The sequence below is a fragment of the Marinifaba aquimaris genome (assembly GCF_013328345.1).
Taxonomy (GTDB): domain Bacteria; phylum Pseudomonadota; class Gammaproteobacteria; order Enterobacterales; family Alteromonadaceae; genus Marinifaba; species Marinifaba aquimaris.
The window spans coordinates 1-559 of record NZ_JABULX010000077.1 but is presented as its reverse complement, the minus strand read 5'-3'; the positions used below and the strand labels follow the sequence as shown (position 1 = coordinate 559).

Sequence of the window (559 nt, the reverse complement as noted above, 5' to 3'; positions counted from 1 at the left end):
AAAGTTGTTTTACCGTGGTCAACGTGACCGATTGTACCAACGTTAACGTGCGGTTTCGTACGTTCAAATTTTTCTTTAGCCATTACGGACCTCAAAATAGTAGTTACGGTGGTTTAAACACCAAACAATGAATTTTGTGTATTTATAAGGATTAAGACGAGAAAATCAAGAAGAGATGGTGCTGATACCCAGATTTGAACTGGGGACCTCACCCTTACCAAGGGTGCGCTCTACCGACTGAGCTATACCAGCGACACTATAAAGCTCTGGAGCGGGTGGCGGGAATCGAACCCGCGTCATCAGCTTGGAAGGCTGAGGTAATAGCCATTATACGACACCCGCGTACAAGATATTCTGCGCGCTCAATCTCAGAAAAAGTGGTGGAGGGGGCTGGATTCGAACCAGCGAAGGCGGAGCCGTCAGATTTACAGTCTGATCCCTTTGGCCACTCGGGAACCCCTCCCCGAATTTCTAATTTTTGCAATGGTGCCGACTGCCGGAATCGAACTGGCGACCTACTGATTACAAGTCAGTTGCTCTACCAACTGAGCTAAGTCGG

3 tRNA genes and 1 pseudogene are annotated in these 559 nt (G+C 48.1%); all 4 read right to left on the bottom strand.

The features are described from left to right. Positions 1 to 83 (bottom strand): annotated as a pseudogene (locus HR060_RS19170) (GTP-binding protein); the annotation flags it as partial. A gap of 93 nt (positions 84 to 176) precedes the next feature. Further along, positions 177 to 252 (bottom strand) — tRNA-Thr (locus tag HR060_RS19165). Positions 253 to 267: 15 nt separating this feature from the next. Beyond that, positions 268 to 342 (bottom strand) — tRNA-Gly (locus tag HR060_RS19160). Between the two features lie 36 nt (positions 343 to 378). Continuing rightward, a tRNA-Tyr gene (locus HR060_RS19155) sits at positions 379 to 463 on the bottom strand. Between the last annotated feature and the right edge of the window lie 96 nt (positions 464 to 559).